Below are 18,567 nucleotides of genomic sequence, written 5' to 3'. Positions count from 1 at the left end.
ATATGTGTGTGTAGCTCAGCTGGATAGAGCACTTGGCTACGGACCAAGGTGTCGGGAGTTCGAATCTTCTCACGCACGTAGGGAAAATCCTTATGAATAAGGGTTTACAAAAAGAAAAGCATCCTGTAAAGGGTGCTTTTTTTGTGCTTTGATTCATTGGATTTGAATTGAAAGGCGGGAGGTTATCATTTATAATGAACTCAAAAGATGTGCGGGAAGGAGGCTTCGTATGTTTCAAAGGATAAGCTACGCCCTGAAAAAAGTATTTTACAGGAAAAAAGCTGTGGGGCAGATGGAGTATGAACCCAATCCACAGAGCGGAAACTGTATCGTTGCCTCGATCAGCAACATTTTATGGTTCTGGGCGAAAAACGGGTATGACAGTCTGGCGTACGGCATGTCCTTTCGGGAAGTGGAAGCGGCTGTGGATGCACTGATTCTGTATGAGGGCGGATATGCTAATGTCAATATTCCGGCAACCATTAAAAAATATGTGAAGAGCAAAGACAGAGGTTATTTCGTTAAAGTGAAGAATAGAAAAAGGCCTAAGTTTTCCAGAGTGAAGAAGGAAACGGTCCGCCGTCCGTGTTTACTGGGATTTGCCGTAGGCAGCCCTTTCAGCGGTGAGGTGGGACATATGACGGTGTGCGTGGGCACAGGCGTTTCTGACGGAAAAGACTGTTGCAGGATCATGGATGGATGGTCTGCTTCGGTTACGGAAAAGCCGTGGGGGGAGTATAATGACTTTATTGCAACAGTCAGGATGTCAAAGAGAAGAAAATTTGCGTTACGACCCAATCCAGCGAGTGACTGATAAATTTGTTTTACGACCCAATCCAACGGTTGATTGACAATAGGGCAAAGACAGATGTAATATTCTATTATGGTGTTTTGGTGCCGGGAGTTTCCATCTTCCCGCACATGCAGGAAAAGGCATTTCCGTGAAAATGCAGGTGCTTTTTACTGTTTCCATCATGGGCTAAATCGTAATTTGCCAAAATTATCCCTTGATTTTTTTTGAAAATTTATTATACTTATACATAGGGCTTTGGAAGATATGGCCAAAGATTCGAATCAGGTGCGATGAGGTAGCTGTGTATTATGGGTGCAGTGCCTCTTTTTTTATATAAGGTTTCCAGATTTTACCTGTTGAGGAGAGAAACGGATATTGATGAAGGACAGCATAGGAAAGAAATTAGAGGGGTTTCCCGGAAAGATCAGTTTTTTATATGAAAATCTGGTCACAGGGGATAAGGCTTCCTATAAGGAAGATGAACCCATGATGGCAGCCAGCGTCATTAAGTTATTTGTTATGGCGGCGGCTTTTGACAGGATAGAAAAAGGGCTTTTGGACCCTGAGGAAATGATACGGTTAAGGCGTGAGGATTGTGTTCCATCCTGCGGTGCATTGACTTATCTCCATGAGGGGATTGGGGTCACTGTCATGGATTTGATTACGCTGATGATTATTTTCAGCGATAATACGGCCACCAATTTGCTGATTGACCTTTTGGGAACGGAACAGATCAATGAGTTTATCAGGAGTCAGGGATTTGAAAAGACTCTGCTTCAGAGAAAGATGTATGATCTGGAATTATCCAGCCGTGGAATTCAAAATTACATAACTGCCAGCGAGACTGGCAGGCTTTTAAAGATGATGTATGAAGGAAAGCTGGTCAGCGGACAGGCCAGTGAGAAGATGATCGGTATTTTGAAAAATCAGCAGCTTTGCAGCAAGATTCCTTTTTATCTGCAGGCCCTTCCTGAGGACCCGGAGATTGCCCATAAGACGGGAGAGGACCGGGGGATTACCCATGACGTGGGGATTGTTTATGGAAAGGAGCCGTTTCTCGTCTGCTTTTGCGGGAATGAAACGGATACTCCGGCTTTTGAACGGGCTATGGCGGAGATTTCCCTGGAATTATACGACAGTTTGAATGATATTTAGGAAAATGAGGTAATCAGGATGAAAATTACAAAGATCGATACGGCGGAAATCAGCATTCCTTTGGTGACGCCTTTTAAGACGGCTCTCAGAACCGTGGATAGTGTCAATGATGTTGTGGTCAGAATTACCACAGAGGATGGGCAGGTAGGTTTTGGAGAGGCCCCGCCAACGGCGGTGATTACAGGCGATACGAGAGGGTCCATTCTCTGTGCCATTGAAGATTTTATCGCTCCAAACCTGATCGGCATGGAGATTGAGGATTTAGACGGAATTATGGGAAGGCTTCATGGCTGTATATTGAAGAACACTTCTGCAAAGGCAGCGGTGGATATGGCTGTTTATGACCTTTTTGCAAAGTCCTGCAATAAGCCCTTATATAAGGTCCTGGGAGGCCGGAAAAAGGAAATTGAGACGGATTTGACCATCAGCGTCAATGGCGTGGAGGAAATGGTTGCGGACAGCTTAAAGGCAGTGTCTCAGGGCTTTAACATTTTAAAGATCAAGGTGGGCAAGGATGGAGCCGGAGATGTGGAACGGATCAGGGCAATCCGCCAGGCTGTAGGGCCTGATGTTAAGCTGCGTGTTGATGCCAATCAGGGATGGTCTCCCAAGGAGGCGGTCCGGATTATCAGAACCATGGAAGACATGGGGATTGGCATGGATCTGGTGGAGCAGCCGGTTAGGGCCCATGATTTTGAAGGAATGAAATTTGTTACCGGTCAGGTGGATACGCCGATTCTGGCCGATGAGAGCGTTTTTTCTGCAGAGGATGCCATCCGCATTATTCAGGAGCGGGCGGCTGATCTCATTAATATTAAGCTGATGAAAACAGGGGGAATCCATGAGGCGTTGAAGGTCTGTGCCATTGCGGAAAGCTTTGGCGTGGAGTGCATGATTGGATGTATGCTGGAGAGCAAGATTGCGGTCAGTGCTGCGGCTCATTTGGCGGCAGGAAAGGGAATCATTACCAGGGCGGATTTAGACGGTCCTTCTCTTTGTAAGGAAGACCCCTATACAGGAGGTCCGGTTTTTGAGGGGCCCAGGATTTTGATGGGGGAAGATGCCGGACTGGGTATTACCAGGGTTCCCGTGTTTTTTGACTGATTTTAATTTTAACTGGTTTTAAGAGCGATACTAATCCCAATGGGTTTAGAATATTAGGAAAATGGAGGAGTATTTATGAAGAAGAGAAGATTAATTGCTTCTATGCTATGTGCTGTTCTGACTGCTTCCGTGGCTTTAAGCGGATGCGGCGGCGGAAAGACGGGAGGAGAAACCCAGGGCGCAGGAAAGGAAACGGAAGCAGGAGGAAGCGCAGAACCGGCAATTTATACGAGACTGTACGGCGCTGAAGCTACCACTGTGAATTACCTGGTTGCCTCAGGACAGAATGACCACTGGCTGCCTGCAAATACCATTGACACCCTGGTTGAATATGACAACAAGGGACAGGTTAAGCCCGGACTTGCTACCGAGTGGAAGTATGATGAGGCTGCCCTGACCTGGACATTTACCTTGAGAGATGCTAAGTGGGTTGATCATACAGGTGCTGAGGTGGCTGCCGTCACTGCCCAGGATTTTGTGGATGCCATGAAATATGAGCTGACTCCTGAGTATGAGAGCGGCAATGTACAGAACCTTTTCGGCATTATTGCAAATGCAGAAAAGTATTATAACGGACTTGTTTACAATGGCGGTGCTGACGAAGACGGCAATGTGTGGGCGCCTATTGATTTTTCTGAAGTAGGTGTGAAGGCAGTTGATGAGCACACACTGGTTTATACTCTGGAAGAAGAGGTTCCATACTTCCTTTCTTCTCTTGCTTACGTGGTATACATGCCTGCTTACGGCCCGCAGCTTGAGGAACTTGGCAAGGAGTTCGGAACCGGTGCTGATAAGATGTATTACAACGGCGCATATTATCTGGCAGAGTTTTCTCCCCAGGAAAGACAGATCATGAAAAAGAATCCTCTGAATTATGATGCGGATACGGTATACATAGATGAAATCCACAGAATCTACAACGCAGAGTATAATACCATTGGACCTGAGATGGTAAAGCGTGGAGAAGTGGATTACGCAGAGATTCCTGCAGATATTCTGGATGACTGGTTAAGCGGTGAGGATACGAAGAACTTAATCAGCCGGGAAAGACCGAGAACCAGCTATTCTTTCTTCTACGGCTTTAACTTTAATCCTCAGTTTGACGCTCAGTATGAGCCGGAAAACTGGAAAAAGGCTGTAAATAATGAAAACTTCCGTAAATCCTTCTTCGCAGCGCTGAACAAGATAAACCCAATCGCAATTACAGACTCCACTGCGCCCCAGGATTTTGTGATCAATTCCATTACACCGGCTAACTTTACCTTTAATGCTGATGGTAAAGATTATACGACAGTAGGTGACATGGCATCTCTGGGACAGACTTTTGATGAGGCAAAGGCCAAGGAATACCGGGATTTGGCAAAGACAGAGCTGGCTGCAGAGGGCGTGACCTTCCCTGTAAAGGTTCTGATGCCTTACAATCCTTCTGAACTTAACTGGGATAAAGAGTGCCAGATCGTAGAACAGCAGATGGAAGCGCTTCTCGGAGCAGATTACATTGACATTATTGTTGAGGCAGGCCCTGCTGACGGATTCTTAACAGAGGTGCGCCGCAGCGGCAAGTTTGCATTTATGAAGTGCAACTGGGGTGCTGACTATGCAGACCCGGAAACCTGGACAGATCCATTCTACCAGAAAAAAGGGGAAGAAGGATACGATCTGGGATATAAGTATGGAAACATTGCAAAGGCCATTGAAGAGGGTACTCCTTCCGCAGAGGCAGCTTTAGAATACTTTACTCTGGTAGAGGAAGCTAAGGGCATTAAGACAGAAATTAATTCCCGTTATGAGGCTTTTGCCAAGGCAGAGTCAAGTCTCATCAACCATGCTTTTGTGATTCCTTACAGCATTTCTGTCAGCAGATATGTTGCAGATACCTTAAATGTATTTGACGGCCAGTATGCACCGTTTGGTGTATCCAACCTTCGCTATAAAGGACAGACCATCAATGATCATTACATTTCCATGGATGAGTTTAAGGCAAACAAGGAAGCAAATCAAAAATAAACTGTAAAAATGACCGCCGGACCAGGCATGAAAATTCCCGGTCCGGCGGAAAAATACCGTCTGAAACAGATGTGCAGGATACGTCTTTTTCAGAGAGTATTTTTACTATGAGGAAGTACAATACTTGATTAAGAAATTATATAAAAGGAGCTGAAAACTGATGATAAAGTATTTAGGAAAAAGAATTGCCCGTTCACTTCTTACACTGGTCATTATTCTGACCGTGGTCTTTTGTCTGCTTCGTCTGATGCCCATTGAAGGGTATTTCCAGAATTTCGATAAAATGACAGAACAGCAAATACAGGTTGGCTTAAAGGAAATGGGGCTGACTGATCCCCTTCCGGTTCAGGTTCTTCGCTTTTTCAAGGACCTTCTTCAGGGAGATTTAGGCATGTCCAGAATTTACAGGGCCAATGTTCCCGTATCGCAGGTTTTGGCTGATAAGATTCCTGTTTCCATCAGGCTGGGGTCCTGGTCCATGGTGGTGTCTCTTCTTTTCGGACTTCCTATGGGAGCTTTGATGGCCAGGTATAAATACCGGTGGTTTGACCGGATTGGAACCCTGTTTATTGTCTGCATCCAGGCGGTGCCGGCGGCGGTTTATTTTCTGTATATCCAGCTTTACGGAACCAAGCTGATTGATGTGGGACTGCTGTTTCAGATGGATGACCCTAAATACTGGGTGCTTCCGGTGATTTCCATGTCTCTTGGAAACATCGCTTTTTACGGCATGTGGCTGAGGCGGTATATGGTGGATGAGAGCAATAAGGATTATGTGAAGTTAGCTAAAGCAAAGGGAATGTCTGAGGGAAGTGTGATGTTTAAGCATATTTTCCGCAATGCCTTTGTGCCTTTGGCGCAGTATATTCCTACGGCATTTTTAAATACGGTGATCGGTTCTATTTATATTGAGTCTCTTTACAGCATTCCGGGAATGGGCGGTCTGCTGGTTACTGTGATCAAAAAGCATGATAATACCATGGTTCAGGGAATTGTTCTGCTCTATGCATGTGTGGGCGTCCTGGGACTTTTATTCGGAGATTTACTTATGGTGCTGTTAGACCCCAGAATCAGTCTGGGAAAGAAGGAAGGTGACAGATGATGAAGCAGTTTTCATACCGCCACTCAAAGGAAGCAGAATTTATGGATACCATGGAGGAGGCAGAGTTATTCTCTTTTCAGGAATTCAATGAGATGGAAGTGGAGAAGACGGGGTACAGCAATTATTCCTACTGGAACAGCACTCTTCATGCCTTTTTAAAGAACCGGGGAGCCTTTATCCTTTTGGTGCTTTTGGCGCTTCTTCTGGCATTTACATTTATCCAGCCCTATTTACCGGGACAGTACGATCCCAATAAAATCATCAATGACGCATCGGGAATGCAGTTTCGCAATGTGCCTCCGGGAGAGGAGTTCATTCTGGGAACTAACTCTATCGGACAGGATTTATGGGCCAGAATCTGGGCGGGGACAAGGACTTCTTTGATGATCGGTCTGTCAGTGGCCCTTGCAGAGGCTGTTATCGGCATCACCGTAGGCGTGATTTGGGGTTATGTGAGGAAAGCGGATTTTATTTTAACAGAAGTTTACAACATCATTGACAATATTCCAAATACGATTGTTCTGATTCTGATTTCTTATATTTTAAAGCCCAGCATTAAGACTCTGGTGTTTGCCATGTGTCTTACGGGCTGGATTCAGATGGCCCGGTTTATCCGGAACCAGATTCTCATTATCAGGGACAGGGATTATAACGTTGCCAGCCGCTGTCTGGGAACTCCGGTGAGCCGGATTATTATTAAGAACTTACTGCCTTATCTGGTGTCGGTTATTATGCTTCGAATGGCTCTTACCATTCCGGCTGCCATTGGAAATGAGGTGTTTATCACTTACATCGGTCTGGGACTTCCGGTCAATATTCCCAGCCTCGGAAATCTGATCAATGAGGGAAGGGCTCTCATCACCAGCCCTGCTCTGCGGTATCAATTGGTTTATCCTACCATCATCCTTTCATTTGTCACCATTTCCTTTTATATCATCGGCAACGCTTTTTCGGATGCTGCTGATCCGAAGAATCACGTTTAAGGAGGGCCAGAATGAATCGAGAGAAGATTTTAGAAGTGAATGACCTGGATATTAAGTTTGAGCTGAGGGGGAAAACTCTTCATGCCATCCGTGGAATATCCCTGGATTTATATAAGGGAGAAATTCTGGCTATTGTAGGGGAATCGGGAAGCGGAAAGTCTGTGTTTACCAAGTCTTTTATGGGGCTTTTGGAGAAAAACGGACGGGTGGACGGTGGAAATGCCGTTTATTACGGTGCTGATGACGGGAAGGAAATAACCCTGACCGATGTGAAGAGAGAACGGGACTGGCTCAATATCAGGGGGCATGAGATCGCCATGATCATGCAGGACCCTATGACCAGCTTAAATCCTTTAAAGACCATTGGAGTGCAGATTATGGAAGCCGTGCTCATTCATCAGAATGTGAACCGGGCGGAGGCAAAAAAGCGTACCCTTAAATATCTGACGGACGTGGGAATTCAGGACCCGGAAAGGCGTTTTTCCCAGTATCCCCATGAATTTTCAGGAGGAATGAGGCAGAGGGTGGTAATCGCCATCGCCATTGCCTGTAATCCTCAGGTTCTCATTTGTGATGAGCCTACTACGGCTCTCGATGTGACGATTCAGGCTCAGATTCTGGATTTATTAAAGGAGCTGCGTCATAAGTATAAACTGTCGGTCATTTTGATCACTCATGATTTAGGAGTGGTGGCTAATATTGCGGACCGGGTGGCTGTCATGTATGCCGGCGATATTGTGGAGATCGGCACCAGCGAGGATATTTTTTATGACCCAAGGCATCCCTATACCTGGGCCCTGCTTTCTTCCCTGCCTCAGGTGGGAGTAAAGGGAACGGACCTCTTTTCCATTCCGGGCACTCCGCCCAATCTCTATACAGAGGTAAAGGGAGATGCGTTTGCGCCCAGAAACCCCAGGGCTCTTAAGATTGATTTTGTGAAGCAGCCCCCTTATTTTGAAGTGTCCCCTACCCATAAGGCCAAGACCTGGCTGCTGGACCCAAGGGCGCCTAAGCTGGACCCGCCGGATGTGGTGGCTAAAATCAGGAATGGAGGTCTGATCTGATGGAACGGGAAGTATTATTGGATGTAAAGGATTTGGATGTGACCTTTGGAGAGCGCAGGAAAAAGTATGAGGCGGTGAAAAAGGTCAATTTTAAGATATACAAGGGGGAAACCTTTGGGCTGGTGGGAGAGTCGGGGTCAGGAAAGACCACCATCAGCCGGGCCATTATGAGGATTGTTCCCAGCTCAGGCGGGGAGATTCTTTATAAGGGGCAGAAGATAAACGGAAAGATTCCTGCAGAGCTGGACCGTAAAGTGATCCGGGAAATACAGATGATCTTTCAGGACCCTCAGGCTTCTTTAAATGAAAGAGCCAAGGTGGATTATATCATCAGCGAGGGGCTGATGAATTTAGAAAAGGGATTAGGCGAGAGCGAGAGGAAAAAGCGGGTGGATCAGGCTCTTTTGGACGTCGGTCTGCTGCCGGAGTTTTCAAGCCGTTTTCCTCACGAATTTTCCGGAGGGCAGAGGCAGAGAATCGGAATTGCAAGGTCTCTCATCATGAATCCGGAGTTTGTCATTGCCGATGAGCCTATTTCTGCTCTGGATGTTTCGGTCCGGGCCCAGGTGCTGAACCTTCTTGCGGATATGCAGAAGAAGCGCCAGATCACGTATCTGTTCATTGCCCATGATTTGTCTGTCATGCGGTTTATCACGGACCGGATTGCGGTAATCCGGAAAGGGGAGATTGTGGAAATGGCGGAAACAGAGGAATTGATCACCCATCCCCTTCATCCCTACACCAGAGCTTTGCTCTCTGCAATTCCCATGCCTGATCCAAAGCGTGAGAAGGAGAAGAAGCTTTTGGTCTATGAGCCTTCCATTCATGACTATTCAAAGGATGAGGCTTCCTGGCAGGAAATCAGGAAGGAGCATTTTGTACTGGCAAATCAAAAAGAAGCAGAGGCGTATAAGCAGTTATACGTATGACATGGTTTATGCATAAGAAAAATTAATGAATAAAGGGATATGCCTTATATTACTTTATAAGTAAAATTCTGGTATAATGAAAGGAACTTTAAAATCGCAAAAGAGGAGAAGGTAGTATGAAGGTAAACCCTTTTAAAACGCTTCGGTTTAAGCTGGTTTTTCTGCTGATTTTTTTCGCAATTATTCCTTTGGCAGGCATGAGTGTTTTCTTTATAAGGAATCTGGAAGAAACGTCATTGGAAGACCAGAAAAGCGCGGTTAACAAGCAGTTGTCTATGGTGAATAACAACGTGGATGCAGTGTTTAACGAAATGCTGAACAATGTCCGTTATTTTGCAGAAGGCAGTCTGCTTCAGACGGCGGACCGGTCCATTACCAGTTATGCAGGGACCAAGTCTTCCACTAAAATGACACCGGCACAAAACGGCGCGGTGGAGCGGGAGATATATAAAAGCTTTTCAGAATTTGGAAAGAGCCATCCGGATTACCAGTACGTTTTTATGGGAACGGAACAGAGCGGTTATATCCAGTATCCGGACTCGGAAATAGGCGCTGCCTTTGATCCCAGAGTCCGTCCATGGTATCCAACTGCCAAGGCATCACCGGGAACTCCTGTTTTGGGAGAACCGTATTACTTTGCAACGGATGACATTGTTATTATCGGCGCGTCACAGGCTATTGTGGATGGCCGGGGAAATGTGACCGGAGTCATGGCAGTGGATATGAGCGTGGATTCCGTTACAAAGCTGTTTGAAATGGCGACCCAGGACTCCAAGGGCTATTACATGCTGGCTTCCGGGGACGGCACCATTATAGCGGACCCCAGCAATCCGGAAAACAACTTTAAAAATCTTTCTGAAGCGTACGGAGAAGAATTTTTAAAGGCAATCAGCCAGAATGCTGATTTTCAGAAAATAAGCATCGAAGGAAAGGCCTATTTTCTTAAGAGCATCAAGTCTGAAAATACGGGCTGGAACTATATTTCTGTCATATCTGAGGCGGCTTTGTTTGAAAGCGTGCACCGGGTGGAAGGCGTTATCTTTACAGCTTTGGCAGTTATATTTTTCTTCGTGCTGGCGGCAGGTGCTGTAGTGAGCAACAGCATTGCAAAGCCCATCAAGGCTGTGACGAAATCGGCCAGGGAGGTTTCAGAAGGCAACTTTGATGTGGATATCAAGGTTAAGGCTGACGGAGAAATCGGGCTTTTGATCGATGCATTTCAAAAGATTGGCGTGACTTTAAGGGAATATAAGAATTATATTGAGGAAATTTCTTTGGTTTTAAATCAGATTGCCCAGGGAAATATGGCATTTGAACTGGAGTCGGATTACGTGGGAGAGTTCAGTTCCATAAAGACTGCCCTCTTAAATATTTCCAGAACCCTGACAGATACTTTGGAGCAGATCAAGGTGGCATCGGATCAGATCGCTTCCGGGTCCGGTCAGGTGGCTTCCGGAGCGCAGATGCTGAGCCAGGGCGCCACAGAGCAGGCGGCTTCTGTAGAAGAGCTTTCTTCCACCATCACTGAAGTGACGAGACAGATCAGTTCCAATGCAGAAATGGCTCAAAAGGCCAACGGGCTTTCCAGGGTGACGGTTTCCGGCGTTCTGGAAGGAAACCAGCAGATGCAGAACATGATAAGCGCCATGGAAGAAATCAACTCCAGGACGAATGAGATCAACAGCATTATAAAGATCATTGATGATATTGCGTTCCAGACCAATATACTGGCGCTGAATGCGGCAGTGGAGGCGGCCAGAGCCGGAGATGCGGGAAAAGGCTTTGCCGTTGTTGCAGATGAAGTGCGCAACCTGGCACAAAAGACGGCAACTGCAACCCATGATACGGCGGAGCTGATTGAAGGTTCTATCCGTTCTACAAGACGGGGAAGCGGGCTTGTGGGACAGACGGCAGAGTCCCTGTCCGGCATTGTAGCGCATGTGGAGCAGGTGGCAGGAATGCTGGAGGAAATATCCAATGCTTCCCTGCAGCAGTCAGAGACTATGGAACAGGTGGCATTGGGAGTGGATCAGATTTCTTCCGTGGTACAGGTCAATGCGGCTACGGCAGAGGAGTCTGCGGCTGCCAGTGAGGAGCTTTCCAGCCAGTCCGCCTTGCTTAACGGTCTTGTGGGCCAGTTCCGGTTGAGAAAATAACAGGAAGGTTTCCAAAGCAGATGTAACTGCTGAGGGAAATTGAGGTATGCTCCCCTTGCTGCAGGTGGTTTTAATGAAAAGCCTGTCTGTTGCAGGGCGGGGCATATTTTTGTGGAATAAAACAGAGAGGATGGGAGGAAATTGCTATGGAATCCTATGGGATTGTAACGTTACCGGTTGCTGTGATCTGGGAGGTGCCGGAAGAAACGAAGGAGAACCGTTTGGGAGAAGTGGTGTCTGCCATTGCTGATGAAGGCCTGTACGGTATGGGGCTTGCAATAACCGGGGAAGAGGTGCAGGGATTTTATCCGGTTCGGACTTTTTATGAGTATACCGGGTTTGTTAAGAAAGAAGATGTGAAAATCACAGATTTGGCTGGGATGAAGGGCTGGGAGGAAAGCTGTCTGATGGTGGTGGATGGAATCCATGTGGATGTCCTTTCCCTTCCAAAGGTTCAGGGTGTTTGCCTCATAAGCCTTTTTAAGGGAGCTGTTATAAAGGTGCTGGCTTTTGAGTCTGAGGAAAAGGGCTGGGCTAAGGTGGAGCTTTTAGACGGGCGGACCGGATATATGAGGAACCAGTATTTAAGGAAAAAGGAGTTTTCCCAGGCCGGATTGTGGACGGGGGAGCCGGCTCAGAAGGAAATTGTGGATGAAGTGGCTTTCCGAAAGGCAGTGGTGGAGACGGCAAAGCAGTATTTAGGCGTTCAGTACCGGTGGGGAGGTAAGTCTACGGCAGGCATTGACTGTTCGGGGCTGACTTCGGTAAGCTATATGTTAAATGGAATCCTGACATACCGGGATGCCAGGATTGAACCTGGATTTCCGGTGCATCAGATTCCCAGGGAGGAAATGCTGCGGGGAGATTTGATGTATTTTCCGGGGCATATTGCTATGTACATGGGAAATGGGGCTTATATCCATTCTACCGGAAAGGTGGGAAGCGGCGGTGTGGTGATAAACAGCTTGAACCCGGAGGATGAAAATTACAGGCCGGATCTGGCGGAAAGCTGGTATGCGTCAGGAAGTATTTTTTAACTGAGAAAAGAGAAAGGGCCTTATCATATGGATTCCAGACTTACATTAGAGAAAAGAATTGAAGCAGAGCTTATGAGCTACGACGGAAAAATGGGAATTTATCTGGATGATTTCCAGGGCAATGTGATTTCCGTTCACGGTGATGATGCCTTTGAGACCGCAAGCGCTATTAAGACCTATATCCTGGTATGCTTATTTGACCAGGTGGAAAAGGGGAAGAAGAGCCTTGAGGATGTGATTGAATATAAGGAGGAGCACGTTGTGGACGGAAGCGGCGTGCTGCCCGCCCTGGAGCCGGGGGCCATGCTGAGGGTTAAGGATGCAGCCACTTTTATGATCATTGTGAGCGATAATATCGCCACCAATATGATCATTGATTATCTGGGGCTTGATACCATCAACCAGTGCATCAGGGACCTTGGCTGCAGGGATACGGTGCTTCACAATCCCATTCATTTTGAACAATACGACGGGCTGGGGACCAGTACGCCCAGGGATTATGCCAGCATATTCATCCGTCTGGCAAAGGGAGAGCTGATCAGCCCTTCGGCGGATAAAAAGATGGTGGAAATTTTGAAGAAGCAGCATTACAACACCATGATCACCAGAGATTTCCCTCCTGTTTATATGGACAGTGACAATACAGATGACATTCTCATTTCCGTTGCCTCCAAAAGCGGAAGCATGGATGCCTGCAGAAATGACGGGGGAATCGTGTTCACTCCTTACGGGCCTTATGTGATCGTCATGTTTCATAAGGAGTTTTCTGACGCCATGTATTACCCGGCCCATCCGGCCACTGTGTTCGGCGCCAGGGTCAGCCGCATGGTTCTGGATCAGTTTCTGGCTTTGGAGGGAAAGCTTTATAGATAAAATGCTGTGTAATAATATGGTTTAGTTCAAAAATTACGACATTATTACTGGTTTTTCGGTATTTTCCCGAACTGTTTTTTGGTAAAATGGAAAAATAAAAAGAACGGAGGGAGAATCTGTTATGAAGAAAAAAATGGCACTTTTAATGGCATGTGCGGCTGCTCTCAGCCTTGCTGCATGCGGTTCCAAAGGAGGCGAAACATCTGCTCCTACAACGACGGCGGCTGCCAGTGCAGAGACAACGGCTGCAGCAGCAGGAGAGACAACAGCAGCTGATGATTTATCAGCCCTTATTGAGGCTGCTAAGGCAGAAGGCGAACTGACTGTATACGGTTCCTGTGAAGAGGAGCATTTAGCAGCAGTATGCAAGAACTTTGAGAAGATCTACGGAATTAAGACCAAATTCCAGAGACTTTCCACATCTGAGGTATACACAAAGGTTTCAGAAGAAGGCGGAAAGCCATCTGCTGACGTGTGGTTCGGAGGAACTACCGATCCTTACAACGAGGCTGTTGCCGCAGGACTTTTGACACCATATAAGGCCATCAATGCAAAGAACTTAATCAGCGATCAGTACAAGGACACCACAGACTCCTGGTATGGTATCTATAAGGGAATCTTAGGCTTTATGGTGAATACAGAAGAATTACAAAGACTTGGCCTGGAAGCTCCAAAGACCTGGGATGACTTGACAAAGGAAGAATACAAAGGACTGATCATGCTGTCCAACCCTAACACCGCCGGTACAGCTAAGCTGGTAATCAACACCATGATCCAGATGAAGGGCCACGATGAGGCTATGGAATACTTCAAGAAGCTGGACAAGAACATTGCACAGTATACAAAATCAGGTTCAGGCCCCTCCAAAATGGTAGGACCTGGAGAGTGTGTTATTGGAATCGGTTTCCTGCATGATGGAATTTACCAGATCCTTCAGGGATACGATAACATTCAGCTTGTTGTTCCTGAGGATGGAACCTCTTATGAGGTAGGCGCTACAGCCATCTTTAACGGCGCAACTCATCCCAACGCTGCAAAGCTGTGGATCGAATACGCTCTGACTCCTGATGCTGTTGATATTGCCAAGGAAAACGGCGCTTACCAGTTCCTGGTACTCAGCAATGCAACTCAGCCGGAAGAAGCTGCTCAGTTTAACCTGGATATGAACAATACCATTGAATACGACTTTGAGGATGCAAAGGCAAACAGTGCAAAATATGTAGAGGACTTCTTTACTGCTCTTGGAAGTTCTGCTGACAGCGCTGACGGAAGCCGCTTCAAGACAGAGTAATGCGGTATTTTAGCTCCGGCATAGCTGAACCGTAATGTGTATATGGCAGGGCGGGAAGGCTGCCTGCCGGAGAGAAAAAGGGTGCTGCGTAATATGGATGAGAACCATTACGCAGCATCTTTTGTATATAAGGAAATGTAGAGCAGACCGGTTCTGCTCAAACGGAAGAAAGGGGGTCTTTTTGTGGCCAGTTCTCAAAGTGTTCGCTTGGAACGTAAAAAGTTTTTTTCAGATCCAATTTTGGTCAGCATGATCGTAGTGCTGTTGATTTTCCTGGCCTTGTTCATTCTCTATCCTCTGCTCATGCTTTTGGTAGACAGCTTTTATGCAGAGGGAACCATTACCCTGGCTGTTTTTCAGAGGGTATTGAATTTAGAGAGGTTTAGAAATGCATTTAGCAATACTCTTGCCTTGGGCTTTATTACAGGACTTGCTTCTACTGCCATCGGACTTTTGTTCGCTTATGTGGAGGTGTATGTAAAGCTTAAGACAAAGATTTTAGAGAAGCTGTTTGGACTGGTTTCCATGCTTCCGGTTGTATCCCCGCCTTTTGTTTTGTCCTTGTCCATGATCATGCTTTTCGGACGAAGCGGCATTATCAGCCGTTCTTTGCTTGGAATTTATGATTCTGATGTATACGGGCTTAAGGGAATCGCCATTGTTCAGACCCTGACCTTTTTCCCGGTGTGCTATCTGATGTTAAAGGGACTTTTGAAAAACATTGATCCTTCTTTGGAAGAAGCGGCAAGAGATATGGGAGCGACGCGCTGGAAGGTATTTACAAGCGTTACCCTTCCCCTGCTCCTCCCCGGTCTTGGCAATGCATTTTTGGTAACGTTTATTGAGTCTGTAGCGGATTTTGCAAACCCCATGCTCATCGGCGGTTCTTATGACACACTGGCTACCACCATTTATCTTCAGGTGACAGGTGCTTACGATTCCACCGGAGCTGCGGCCATGTCTGTAGTTCTGCTGCTGCTGACTGTGGTACTGTTTTTGATTCAGAAGTATTATCTGGAGAAGAAGACAGCAGCTACTTTAACAGGAAAAGCCTCCCGTGTGAGAATGCTCATTGAGGAGAAAAGCGTTACCGTTCCTCTGACCGCATTCTGCGGGCTGGTGGCAGCTTTTGTACTGCTCATGTATATCATGATTCCTTTTGGAGCCATGTTCACCCTTTGGGGAAGAGATTACAGCTTGAGCCTTAAGTGGTTCCAGTACATGTTTAAGACCAGCGGATTGAAAGCATTTAAGGATTCCTTTATGCTTTCCATGTTTGCGGCGCCTTTGACGGCTTTCCTTTCCATGATCATTTCTTATCTGGTGGTTAAGAAACAGTTTAAGGCCAAGGGATTTATTGAGTCGGTTTCCATGCTGGCTATGGCTGTTCCGGGAACGGTTCTCGGTATCGGATATATCCGCGGATATGCAAACGGACTGTTCCGGTCAGGATTTATGAGCGGACTTTACGGAACAGGCTTAATCCTCATTATCGTGTTTATTGTTCGAAGCCTTCCTACGGGAACCAGAAGCGGTATTTCTGCTTTAAGGCAGATAGATAAGTCCATAGAGGAATCGGCTTATGATATGGGCGCCAACTCTGCCAAGGTATTTATGACTGTCACTCTTCCGCTGATCAAGGATTCGTTTTTCAGCGGTCTGGTAACGGCTTTTGTGCGAAGCATTACCGCTATTTCCGCCATTATTCTGCTGGTGACTCCGGAATTTTTGCTGATCACCTGTCAGATCAACGAGCAGGCGGAAAAGGGAAATTACGGCGTGGCCTGCGCTTATGCAACCGTATTGATCATGATTACCTATGGCGCAGTTCTCATTATGAATACTGCCATGAAGTTCTTTGGTGTCAGCAAAAAGATTAAAGACGATCAGGAACCGGCTTAAACAGGAGGAAACAAAATGGATAAACAGAAAAAAGGTGTTCGCTTGGAGAACATTTCTAAAATATATAAGGACCCGAAGACGGGAAAGGATTTTTATGCGGTAAGGGAGACTTCTCTGGACATTGAACCGGGAACCTTTGTCACCCTGCTGGGACCGTCCGGATGCGGAAAGACCACGACCCTGCGTATGATTGCCGGCTTTGAAAGCCCGGATAAGGGAGAGATTTATTTAGGAGAGGAGGCTATCAACAGCCTGACTCCCAACAAAAGAGATACTGCCATGGTATTTCAAAGCTATGCGCTCCTGCCTCACTACAATGTCTTTGACAATGTGGCCTACGGACTTCAGATCAGGAAGGTGCCAAAGGATGAGATCAGGGAACGTGTTATGAACATCTTAAAGCTGGTGGAGATGGAGGGAATGGAATCCCGTATGACAAACCAGCTTTCCGGCGGACAGCAGCAGAGGGTGGCTCTGGCAAGGGCCCTGGTCATTGAACCGGGAGTTCTGCTTTTTGATGAGCCTTTGAGCAACTTAGATGCCAAGCTTCGTGTGACCATGAGAACGGAGATCAGAAAGATTCAACAGAAAGTAGGAATTACAGCGATTTACGTAACTCATGACCAGTCTGAGGCCATGAGCATATCGGATAAAATCATTATCATGAACAAGGGAGAGATCGAGCAGATGGGAAGCCCAAGGGAGATTTATTACCATCCTGCTTCCAGGTTCGTGGCTGACTTTATCGGAGAAGCCAACTTCTTAAAGGCTGAGGTTTTAGAAGAAAATGGGGAAAAGGCGACCATCCGGGTGGCTGGAAATACCATTGAGGTCAACAACTTTGCCAAGGCAAAAACCGGCGATGAGGCGACTCTGGTAATCCGTCCTGAGGGCGCAACCCTGGCGGAAACCGGAGTTTTGGAAGGCCATGTTACCCTTTCCACCTTTATGGGCTCTTACCAGTATTATCAGGTTATGGTTGGGGATATGGAAATTCAGATCACGGACTATAATCCTGTTAACCGGAGAATTTATGAGGTGGGAGAAAAGGCTTATCTGGATTTTGATCCTAAGGGGGTTTACATTCTGTAACAGCGTTGTTAGAATAAAGTTATATCATTGACAGGGCGGAGACGGGACAGATGAAAAAAAAGATCGGATATGCAGGGGTGGTTTTATGCATGGCCTGTTTGGCAGGCTGTGCTTCCAGGCCCCCTGTTCCATCGGCAGAACTGAATATGGACAAGGAACTGGTGGTATACAGCCCCCATCCCCTGGAATTAATCAATCCTATTGTTTCTGAGTTTGAGGAACGGACAGGAATCGGGGTGGAGGTATATACGGGAGGAACCGGGAAGCTGTTAAGGATGATAGAAGAAGGGGAGGAGCCTGCATGTGATGTTTTATGGGGTGGCTCCCTTTCTTCTGCTATGCCCAAAAGGAATTTATTTGAGCCTTATATCAGTGAAAATGAGTCCATGGTTCAGGAGGATTTTAAGAACAGGGAAGGAAATATGCCCCGGTTTACGGATATGCCCAGCATCCTTATGGTCAATACCAATCTGGCAGGGGATATTGTAATTGAAGGGTATGAAGACTTATTAAAGCCGGAACTGAAAGGGAAAATCGCCATGTGCAACCCTTCTGTTTCCTCCTCGGCTTACGAGCATGTGATCAACATGCTGTATGCCATGGGAGAAGGAGAGCCTGAGGGCGGCTGGGACTATGTGGAGAAGTTTTGCCGTAATTTAGACGGCACTCTCCTGAGAAGTTCCCAGGAGGTGTATCAGGGAGTGGCAGACGGGCGTTTTACCGTGGGACTGACTTTTGAAGAGGGAGCGGCCCATTACATCGCTTCCGGTTATCCTGTTAAGGTGGTATACATGAAGGAGGGCGTCATATCCAAGCCTGATGTGGTGTGCATCATAAAGGGAACTGAGCGCAGGGCAGATGCAGAGCAGTTTGTGGATTTCGTGACCGGAAAGGATGCGCAGACCATTATATCTTCCCGCCTGGGGCGGCGTTCTGTCAGGGTTGACGTGGAGGAGCCGGGATATCTGTCTGATAAGCGGGAGATTTACTTGATTCACGACCAGGAGGAAGTGGTGAGGGAAAATAAAGACAGATGGCCTTCCCGTTTTTCAGAGATTTTTCAGGCTACCCTGAATTAG

General features: G+C 46.8%; 15 protein-coding genes and 1 tRNA gene. All 16 read left to right on the top strand.

What is annotated here, in order from left to right:
- The first annotated feature begins 4 nt into the window (after positions 1-4).
- The 16 genes from QM657_RS17315 (at position 5) to QM657_RS17240 (ending at position 18,567) form a co-directional block, all read left to right on the top strand.
- Positions 5-78 (top strand) — tRNA-Arg (locus tag QM657_RS17315).
- A gap of 151 nt (positions 79-229) precedes the next feature.
- Positions 230-814, top strand: a complete 585-nt coding sequence (locus tag QM657_RS17310; protein ID WP_415067950.1) for a hypothetical protein — start codon at positions 230-232, stop codon at positions 812-814.
- A gap of 357 nt (positions 815-1,171) precedes the next feature.
- Positions 1,172-1,948 carry a serine hydrolase gene (locus QM657_RS17305; protein ID WP_415067949.1) on the top strand — a complete coding sequence of 259 codons (777 nt, stop codon included), beginning with the start codon at positions 1,172-1,174 and terminating at the stop codon, positions 1,946-1,948.
- Positions 1,949-1,966: 18 nt separating this feature from the next.
- Entirely contained in the window at positions 1,967-3,052 is a 1,086-nt protein-coding gene (locus tag QM657_RS17300; protein ID WP_415067948.1) for a dipeptide epimerase, read from the top strand.
- A 75-nt stretch (positions 3,053-3,127) separates the two neighbouring features.
- Positions 3,128-5,059 (top strand): peptide ABC transporter substrate-binding protein, encoded by a 1,932-nt coding sequence (locus QM657_RS17295; RefSeq protein ID WP_415067947.1) that lies wholly within the window; start codon positions 3,128-3,130, stop codon positions 5,057-5,059.
- Between the two features lie 160 nt (positions 5,060-5,219).
- Positions 5,220-6,161, top strand: coding sequence for an ABC transporter permease (locus QM657_RS17290; protein ID WP_415067946.1), 942 nt, complete (start codon positions 5,220-5,222; stop codon positions 6,159-6,161).
- Entirely contained in the window at positions 6,158-7,144 is a 987-nt protein-coding gene (locus tag QM657_RS17285; RefSeq protein ID WP_415067945.1) for an ABC transporter permease, read from the top strand. The genes QM657_RS17290 and QM657_RS17285 overlap by 4 nt, the downstream gene beginning before the upstream one ends.
- A gap of 11 nt (positions 7,145-7,155) precedes the next feature.
- A complete protein-coding gene (locus QM657_RS17280) occupies positions 7,156-8,208 on the top strand; it encodes an ABC transporter ATP-binding protein (protein WP_415067943.1) in 1,053 nt (350 codons plus the stop codon).
- Positions 8,208-9,137: an ATP-binding cassette domain-containing protein gene (locus tag QM657_RS17275; protein ID WP_415067941.1), complete on the top strand. Its 930-nt coding sequence runs from the start codon at positions 8,208-8,210 to the stop codon at positions 9,135-9,137. The genes QM657_RS17280 and QM657_RS17275 overlap by 1 nt, the downstream gene beginning before the upstream one ends.
- Positions 9,138-9,253: 116 nt before the next feature.
- The gene (locus tag QM657_RS17270; RefSeq protein ID WP_415067940.1) at positions 9,254-11,293 is read left to right on the top strand and encodes a methyl-accepting chemotaxis protein; all 2,040 of its coding nucleotides are present in this window, start codon (positions 9,254-9,256) and stop codon (positions 11,291-11,293) included.
- Positions 11,294-11,439: 146 nt separating this feature from the next.
- Entirely contained in the window at positions 11,440-12,330 is an 891-nt protein-coding gene (locus QM657_RS17265; RefSeq protein WP_415067939.1) for an NlpC/P60 family protein, read from the top strand.
- A gap of 27 nt (positions 12,331-12,357) precedes the next feature.
- Positions 12,358-13,203, top strand: a complete 846-nt coding sequence (locus tag QM657_RS17260) for a serine hydrolase (RefSeq protein ID WP_415067938.1) — start codon at positions 12,358-12,360, stop codon at positions 13,201-13,203.
- A gap of 121 nt (positions 13,204-13,324) precedes the next feature.
- The gene (locus QM657_RS17255; protein WP_415067937.1) at positions 13,325-14,494 is read left to right on the top strand and encodes an ABC transporter substrate-binding protein; all 1,170 of its coding nucleotides are present in this window, start codon (positions 13,325-13,327) and stop codon (positions 14,492-14,494) included.
- 183 nt (positions 14,495-14,677) lie between these two features.
- Entirely contained in the window at positions 14,678-16,396 is a 1,719-nt protein-coding gene (locus QM657_RS17250; RefSeq protein ID WP_415067936.1) for an ABC transporter permease, read from the top strand.
- Between the two features lie 15 nt (positions 16,397-16,411).
- On the top strand, positions 16,412-17,488 hold the full coding sequence (locus tag QM657_RS17245) for an ABC transporter ATP-binding protein (protein WP_415067935.1): 1,077 nt from the start codon (positions 16,412-16,414) through the stop codon (positions 17,486-17,488).
- Positions 17,489-17,577: 89 nt separating this feature from the next.
- Entirely contained in the window at positions 17,578-18,567 is a 990-nt protein-coding gene (locus QM657_RS17240) for an extracellular solute-binding protein (protein WP_415067954.1), read from the top strand.

Source organism: Lacrimispora sp., assembly GCF_047605665.1.
Classification (GTDB): domain Bacteria; phylum Bacillota; class Clostridia; order Lachnospirales; family Lachnospiraceae; genus Lacrimispora.
This window is presented reverse-complemented; position numbering and strand designations above follow the sequence as displayed.